Below are 7,957 nucleotides of genomic sequence, written 5' to 3' on the forward strand. Positions count from 1 at the left end.
GAAAGGTGGCGGGGCACCCCCCGCCGCCCACTACGCTTGACGCTGTGAGCCTTCGCCTGTACGACACCAGCACCCGCCAGGTACGCGACTTCGTCCCGCTTGTACCGGGCTGTGTCTCGATGTACCTGTGTGGAGCGACCGTTCAGGCGGCCCCGCACATCGGACACATCCGGTCCAACCTCAACTTCGACGTGATGCGCCGGTGGTTCAGCTACCGGGGCTACCAGGTCACCTTCGTCCGCAACGTCACGGACATCGACGACAAGGTGATCAAGAAGGAGCGCGAGCTCGGCACCCCGTGGTTCGAGATCGCCTACACCAACGAGCGGGCCTTCAACGAGGGCTACACTGCTCTGGGTTGCCTGCCGCCCTCCGTCGAGCCGCGGGCCACCGGGCACGTCCCCGAGATGATCGAGATGATGCAGACGCTCATCGAGAAGGGGCACGCGTACGAGTCCGAGGGCAACGTCTACTTCGCCGTCACCACCTACCCCGACTACCTCGCGCTCTCCAACCAGCAGCTGGAGAACCTCCGGCAGCCGGAGAGCGAGGGCGAGACCGGCAAGCGGGACCCGCGCGACTTCGCGATGTGGAAGCGCGCCAAGGAGGGTGAGCCCAGCTGGGACACCCCGTGGGGCCGGGGGCGGCCGGGCTGGCACCTGGAGTGCTCGGCCATGGCGCACAAGTACCTCGGCACGGCCTTCGACATCCACGGCGGCGGGCTGGACCTGATCTTCCCGCACCACGAGAACGAGATCGCCCAGTCCAAGGCGTTCGGCGACGAGTTCGCCAGCTTCTGGGTGCACAACGCCTGGGTCACCATGAGCGGCGAGAAGATGAGCAAGTCGCTCGGCAACTCGGTGCTGATCTCCGAGATGGTCCAGCGCTGGCGGCCGATCGTGCTCCGCTACTACCTGGCCGCCCCGCACTACCGCTCGATGATCGAGTACAGCGAGGAGTCGATCGGCGAGGCCGAGACCGGGTTCGCCCGGATCGAGGGCTTCATCGAGCGCGCCGTCGAGCGCTGCGGCCTGGTGGACGCCGCGCCCGAGGTGCCGCTGGCCTTCGCCGAGGCGATGGACGACGACCTCGGGGTGCCGCAGGCGCTCGCGGTCGTGCACACCGCCGTCCGGCAGGGCAACAGTGCGCTCACGGCGGACGACAAGGAGAGCGCGGTGGCGCGTCTCGCCGAGGTCCGTGCGATGCTCGGTGTGCTGGGTCTCGACCCGCTCGACGAGATGTGGGCCGGGGCCGACCGGGGCGACGACCTCCACGGCGTGGTCGACTCGCTGGTCCAGCTGGTGCTGGAGCAGCGGCAGGCGGCCCGGGCCCGCAAGGACTTCGCCACGGCGGATGCCATCCGCGACCAGCTCGCGCTGGCCGGGCTGTCGATCGAGGACACCCCGTCCGGCTCGCGCTGGACGCTCAACAACCAGTAACCCCTCGGTACCGATGGGGTGAGGGTGGGCCGTACCGGACCGGTGCGGCCCTCCCTCCTTGTCCGGCAGCGGACGGGAGGGACCCACATGACGCAGAGCATGTCGTAGGCGGGAAACGGCCGTCGGGCATGACGGACAGACAGGAAGTACAGCCATGGCCGGCAACAGCGCACGCAGGAACCGCCGCAACCCCGGGTCGAAGAAGGGCGCGAGTGTCGGGACCGGCGGCCACAGCCGGAAGGCGCTTCAGGGCAAGGGCCCGACCCCGCCCGGTGAGGCCCGCAAGGGGCACCCCAAGCAGCGCGCCGCCAACGCCGCGGTGAAGCGCGAGCGCGACGCCAAGGCCCGCGCCGGTATGCGCCGGGCCGGTGGCGCCGGGCGCGGCGGGCGCGGCGGTGCGGGCGCGGCGGAGCTGGTGGTCGGCCGCAACTCGGTGGTCGAGGCCCTGCAGGGCGGTGTCCCGGCCAACGCGCTGTACGTGATGCAGTTCATCGACACCGACGACCGCGTCCGCGACGCCTTCCAGGCCGCCAACGACCGCGGTGTCCCGCTGATGGAGGCCCCGCGCGCCCAGCTGGACCAGATGACCGGCGGCCTGAACCACCAGGGCCTGGTGCTCCAGGTCCCGCCGTACGAGTACGCGCACCCGGACGACCTGATCGTGGCCGCCTCCGAGTCCGGCGAGGACGCGCTGATCATGGCGCTGGACGGGGTCACCGACTCCCGCAACCTCGGCGCCGTGGTCCGCTCCGCCGCCGCCTTCGGCGCGCACGGCGTGGTCATCCCCGAGCGCCGGGCCGCCGGTATGACGGCGGGCGCCTGGAAGACCTCCTCGGGTGCGGCGGCGCGGCTGCCCGTCGCCCGTGCCACCAACCTCACCCGGGCGCTGGAGGCGTACCAGAAGGCCGGTCTGATGGTCGTCGGCCTGGCCGCCGACGGCGAGGCCGAGATCGGCGACCTGGACGCGCTGACCGGCCCGGTCGTGATCGTCGCGGGCAGCGAGGGCCGCGGCCTGTCCCGGCTGGTCTCCGAGACCTGCGACATCCGGGTGCGGATCCCGATGCCGGGCCAGACCGAGTCGCTGAACGCCGGTGTCGCGGCGGGCATCGTGATGTACGAGGCCGCGCGGCTGCGCGCCAAGCGGGGCTGACCGCCGCCGCCGGGATTCCGTCCGGCGGCTTTGTGACCGTCAACCGATCGGGCCTGACCGGGCCCGATCGGTTTGCGCATGATCACTTCAATCACCGCCAGGAATCCACCCAGGAGAGTGTCCTAACCGGCTGTCACCCGGTTAGACGGGTGTGGACACCAGAACACCTCGGCGCCCGGGGCAGGGCAGCTCGGCGGGGATAGACGACGACGGTCCCGGCCTCAACACGGTCAAGGTTCCGTCCGACCCGGCCAGGCTCAGCAGCACCCAGGCCAGTTTCCGGGTACGGCTCTCCACCCCGGCGACCTCGCTGATCGAGTCCCCGGCCGGTGCGGCCTTCGGCGATCCGTACCGCATGCAGAGCCTCGGCGGCAGGCCGATGGTCACCCCGCAGGTCGTGGTGGACGGCGCGGCGTTCGCGGCGCTGGCCGGTGTCGGCATGGTCGGGTCCGCGGTCGCGGCCGGGTCCGTCGGCACGCCGGTACGGCGCAAGGGCCGGGTCACCGCCGTCACCTGGACCGGGCAGGCCGCGCCGGGCGACGTGGCCGCGACCCAGCTGCTCGAAGCCGTCCGCCTCAACACCGTGCCCGCCCCGGCGGCCGCGCCCGGCGGTTCGGGCCCGCTCGGCATGGAGGACACCCAGCGGCTGGAACCGTACCCGCAGTCCGGCGCGTACGGGCAGCCCGATCCGTACGGGCGTCCGGAGCCGTACGGGCAGGCCGTGCCCAAGCAGTCGGGCTCGCCCGAGGGCGGCGGCCGCGGCCGTCCGGGCGGGGGCTCCTACGGGGGCTCTTCCGTGGCACCGGGGATGCGGATGCGGCCCCCGTGGACGCCCGGCGGCGAGCTGCCCGAGGCCGGCTACCCGCCCAGCGGGGAGACCCGGCACGCCTGGTACCCCGGCCGGAAGGTCGACCTCGGCCTGGTGCTGCTGCCGCTGCGCGTACTGCTCGGCTCGCTCTCGGTCTACGCCGGGTTCAGCAAGCTCTGCGACCCGGTGTACTTCGACGGCGGCCAGCGCGGTTCGATGATGCGCTGGCTCGGCTCGCTGCACCCCTGGAAGGTGGCGCAGCCGCTGCTCGACTTCGCCATGGCGCACCCCGTCGGAGCCGGGCTCGGCGTGGCGTTCACCGAGGTCGTGGTCGGCGTCCTGTCGATCCTCGGCCTCTGGCAGCGGCTCGCGGCCGCGGCGGCGATGGCACTCTCCGCCGCCCTGCTCTTCACCGTCAGCTGGCGGGCCGTCCCGGTCTACGACGCGCCCGACCTGATCTTCCTGGCGGCCTGGAGTCCGCTGCTGATCGCCGGAGCCCCGTTCGGCTCGCTGGACGGCCGGATCGCCCTGGAGGCCTGGCGCCGCTACGGTTCCGACGCCCCGGCTGCGCTGCGCCGCCGGATCCTGCGCCGCGGCACGGTGGTCACCACGCTGGTGGTCGGCACGACCCTGCTGATCGGCTCCACGCTGGGCGCGGCGGTCCGTACCGGCGGCCGTCCCGGCCCTGCGCCGGTCAAGCCGCCGACCGACTACGGGTCCCCCGTGTGGCCGGCCACCGGCCCGTCCCCGGTGCCCGTTCCCCCGGTCGCGCCCGTGCCGCTGCCCAGCGCGGCCGCCTCGGCCCCGCAGTCCCCGTCGTCCACACCGTCACCCTCGGCCTCCTCCCCGTCCGCAACGTCCTCGTCCGCGGGCAAGGGCACGAAGTCGCACTCCACGAAGACGGAGCGGAGCCCGAGCGGCTCCGGAGGCGAGGGCAGCGGAGCCGGCGGTGCGGGCGGCCGCAGCGGCGGCGGGACCGCCACCGGCTCGGGCTCCGGCCCGAGCGGCTCCACCCCGAAGTCGGGCTCCACGGGCGGCGGCCTGCTCGGCGGGGTCCTCGGCAGCGGCCCGATGACCGACCTCCCGGCCCTCGGGATGAGCGGCAGCCGCTACGGCGCGGGCAGCGGCAGGCCGGGAGGTACGACCGTCTGACCGTACGGCTTCCCGGGCGGCTGCCGGGTCTCTCCCGCTGGGGAGGGGCCCGGCAGCCGCGCTGTGTCGGGGCTGGCGCGGCGGTGGGACGCTCGCCCTGGTGCTGGTGCTGGTGCTGGTGCTGGTGCTGGTGCTGGAGATGTGCGGGGCTCGGCGACGGGAAGAGAGGGAGTCGGCTCGGCTCGGCTGGGTGCTGGGCGCCCTGTCGCGGACATCCGGGTTCTCGGGGCGCGGGGGAGCGTGGGCTCGGCGCACTACGGCGGTGGGTGGTTCGCGCGCAGTTCCCCGCGCTCCCAGGACGGCTGCTCCTGCCGCGCGGGCCCGCTCGCTCGCCTGGGTGCCTGCCGTGCGGTCAGGCGGGACCGATACCGGAGGCGAGCTCCTTGGCGGCCTCGGTGAGGTCCTTCGCGGTGTCGATGGCCCGCCAGTAGCAGCCCTGCGGCAGCTGGTAGCCCGCCAGCCGCCTGCTGCGGGCGAGCTGCGGGAAGGTGGTGCGCTCGTGGTCGCCGATGTCCGGCAGCAGCTCACGGAACTCCGGCCCGAAGACGTACAGTCCGGCGTTGATCGGGAACGGGGACGGCGGCGCCTCGATGAAGTCCAGCACGTTGCCGAACTGGTCGGTCTCCACGGCTCCCCAGGGGATCCGCGGCCGGGCCAGCGCGAGCGTGGCGACGGCGTCGCGCTCGCGGTGGAAGGCGGCCATGTCGCGAAGGCTGAAATGCGTCCAGATGTCGCCGTTTGCGGCGTACCAGTCCTCGTCCGGGCGGGGCAGCGCCTTCGAGGCGTGCTTCAGTCCGCCACCACGGCCGAGCGGCTCGACCTCCACCACCGTGCGGACGTTCAGCGGCAGCTCGGTGCTGTCCAGCCACTCCTGGAGCACCTCCGCCAGGTGCCCGCAGGAGATCACCACATCGGTGACGCCCTCCGCGGCCAGCCATGCCAGCTGGTGCCCGAGGATCGGCACCCCGGTGCCGGGGATCTCGACCAGCGGCTTCGGCCGGTCGTCCGTGTACGGGCGCAGCCGGGACCCCTGGCCGCCGGCCAGGATGACGGCCTGGGTCACGGTTGGCGGGGCGACGTGCGGCGGGGCGACGTGCGGCGGGGCGACGTGCGGCGGGGCGACGTGTGGGGTGGGGTGCGGCGCGGCAGCGGTCATGCCGAGAACAATAAGGTCCGCTGCCGGTGCTGCGGAGTGCCGTCGAGTGCTGTCGAGTGCTGGGGTGGCCGGGGGCGACTTGGGTGGGGTCAGCCGACCACGCCGGCCGCGAAGGAGCCGTCGCAGACCGGGCGGGCGAAGGAGCGGGCCCGCTGGACGTCCCCCTGGTACTTGCGTACGGCGGCGCGCCCGAGGTCCGCGGCCAGGTTGCTGCAGTACGGGGTGAGGGCCGGCTTCTCGCGCATGGTGCGCTCCAGCAGGTCGAGCGCGGTGCCCGGGTTGTGGTTGCGGAGCTCGTCCATCAGGTCGGCCCGGAGGGCGTCCTGCGGGGAGAGCCCTTCGGTGCTGCCGGTCGTGGTGGCGCGGCCGATGGTGCCGTCGCCGCTGGACGCCGCGACCACCTGCTGGTCGAGACCGGTGGGCGGGGCCCAGGGGACACGGGTCACCGCGAGGGTGCCGGTGGTCACCAGAATCACGGGCAGGGTGAGGGCAACGGTCTGGCCGATGCGGCGCACGAGCTGTTTCACGTTCAGGAGAGTAGCGGTGGGTGGGTGCCGTATTGCACTCCGTTACACCATCGAGTGAGTCGTGTCCTGATTTATCCGTCCGGCGTGTTGACGCATGGTCGGCGCACGGGCCGATGCGCGAGCCCCCGGCGGACACCGTCCGCCGGGGGCTCGTCGCTGTTCGGTTCACCGCGTCCGGGTCACCCTGCCGGGTTCACCGGGGCCGGCTCAGGAGCTCAGGCGCGCGCCCGTGCTGCTGGAGAAGACGTGCGCTTCGCCGCCGGTCGGGACCACGTGGATGGTCTCGCCCTTCTGCGGGACCTGGCGGCTGTGCACGCGCACGACGATGTCGGTGTCCGCGCCGCCGATCTTGGTGGTGCCGTAGACGAAGCCGTCCGCACCGAGTTCCTCGACCACGTTGACGGTGACCGCGACGCCCTCGATGCCGCCGGCGGGGACGATCTCGAAGTGCTCCGGGCGGATGCCGACGGTCACGGTCTTGTCGCTGCCGGCCCCGGACAGGTCCTCGCGCGAGATGTTGACGACCGAGCCGCCGAACTTCACGCCGCCGTCCACCAGCGGGACGTCGACCAGGTTCATCGCCGGCGAGCCGATGAAGCCGGCCACGAAGACGTTGGCGGGCCTGTCGTACATCGCCCGGGGGGTGTCGACCTGCTGCAGCAGGCCGTCCTTGAGCACGGCGACGCGGTCGCCCATGGTCATGGCCTCGGTCTGGTCGTGCGTCACGTACACGGTGGTGATGCCCAGGCGGCGCTGCAGGCCCGCGATCTGGGTGCGGGTGGAGACGCGGAGCTTGGCGTCCAGGTTGGACAGCGGCTCGTCCATCAGGAAGACCTGCGGCTCGCGGACGATCGCGCGGCCCATCGCGACGCGCTGGCGCTGACCGCCGGAGAGCGCCTTTGGCTTGCGGTCCAGGTACTCGGTGAGGTCGAGGATCTTCGCGGCCTCCTCGACCTTGGTGCGGATCTCGGCCTTGTTGACGCCCGCGATCTTGAGCGCGAAGCCCATGTTGTCGGCGACGGTCATGTGCGGGTACAGCGCGTAGTTCTGGAACACCATCGCGATGTCCCGGTCCTTCGGCGGCAGGTGGGTCACGTCCCGGTCGCCGATCCGGATGGCGCCGCCGTTGACGTCCTCCAGCCCCGCCAGCATCCGGAGGCTGGTCGACTTGCCGCAGCCGGACGGGCCGACCAGCACGAGGAACTCACCGTCCTCGATGTGCAGGTCCAGCGCGTCGACGGCCGGCTTGGTGCCGCCCGGGTAGAGGCGGGTCGCCTTGTCGTACGTCACAGAAGCCATGACTGTGCTCTCCTTCACCGGCAGGAACGTGCCGGACGATCCGAGTAAAGGGTTGGGTTGTCGTGTCGCCGCCCCGCCCTGAATGGTCTGAACCATTCGACGGCTCGGCTCCCGGCGACGCTACCGGCCGGTTCACTCCCTGTCAGCCCCCCACAGCACCCGATTTCGGCATCGATCCGATCACAACCGGGACAGCCCGGTCATACCGGTCACCTTGATATCCGCCGCCACCACGCGCCCCCGTCCCGGTAGACTGCCCCTGGTGCCGCCGTGGTCCATCCGCGGACGGTCACCGCGCCTCCTTAGCTCAGCTGGCCAGAGCACCGCTCTTGTAAAGCGGGGGTCGTCGGTTCGAACCCGACAGGGGGCTCGCGTCTGACCTGCGAAAAGCCCCGGACCAAGATCGGTCCGGGGCTCTTTTCATGA

Annotated in this window: 6 protein-coding genes and 1 tRNA gene; 4 read left to right on the forward strand and 3 right to left on the reverse strand. The window is 72.3% G+C overall.

Features of this window, described 5'->3' with window-relative positions:
- Window positions 1-44: 44 nt before the first annotated feature.
- The 3 genes from cysS (at window position 45) to UK12_RS25805 (ending at window position 4,549) form a co-directional block, all read left to right on the forward strand.
- Window positions 45-1,439: a cysteine--tRNA ligase gene (gene cysS / locus UK12_RS25795; protein WP_045305541.1), complete on the forward strand. Its 1,395-nt coding sequence runs from the start codon at window positions 45-47 to the stop codon at window positions 1,437-1,439.
- A gap of 154 nt (window positions 1,440-1,593) precedes the next feature.
- Window positions 1,594-2,589: a 23S rRNA (guanosine(2251)-2'-O)-methyltransferase RlmB gene (rlmB, locus tag UK12_RS25800; RefSeq protein ID WP_045305542.1), complete on the forward strand. Its 996-nt coding sequence runs from the start codon at window positions 1,594-1,596 to the stop codon at window positions 2,587-2,589.
- Between the two features lie 151 nt (window positions 2,590-2,740).
- Complete coding sequence (locus tag UK12_RS25805) at window positions 2,741-4,549, forward strand: DoxX family membrane protein (protein WP_052682160.1); 1,809 nt, start codon at window positions 2,741-2,743, stop codon at window positions 4,547-4,549.
- Window positions 4,550-4,901: 352 nt separating this feature from the next.
- Here the strand turns inward: UK12_RS25805 and UK12_RS25810 are convergent, their stop codons facing one another.
- From UK12_RS25810 to UK12_RS25820, 3 genes are all read right to left on the reverse strand, one after another.
- The gene (locus tag UK12_RS25810; RefSeq protein WP_082119945.1) at window positions 4,902-5,705 is read right to left on the reverse strand and encodes a nucleotidyltransferase family protein; all 804 of its coding nucleotides are present in this window, start codon (window positions 5,703-5,705) and stop codon (window positions 4,902-4,904) included.
- Window positions 5,706-5,794: 89 nt separating this feature from the next.
- Window positions 5,795-6,232, reverse strand: a complete 438-nt coding sequence (locus UK12_RS25815; protein WP_045305543.1) for a hypothetical protein — start codon at window positions 6,230-6,232, stop codon at window positions 5,795-5,797.
- 207 nt (window positions 6,233-6,439) lie between these two features.
- The gene (locus tag UK12_RS25820; protein WP_045305544.1) at window positions 6,440-7,531 is read right to left on the reverse strand and encodes an ABC transporter ATP-binding protein; all 1,092 of its coding nucleotides are present in this window, start codon (window positions 7,529-7,531) and stop codon (window positions 6,440-6,442) included.
- A gap of 296 nt (window positions 7,532-7,827) precedes the next feature.
- Here UK12_RS25820 and UK12_RS25825 point away from each other — a divergent pair.
- Window positions 7,828-7,901 (forward strand) — tRNA-Thr (locus UK12_RS25825).
- Window positions 7,902-7,957: the final 56 nt, after the last annotated feature.

This window comes from Saccharothrix sp. ST-888 (genome assembly GCF_000955975.1).
Classification (GTDB): Bacteria; Actinomycetota; Actinomycetes; order Streptomycetales; family Streptomycetaceae; genus Kitasatospora.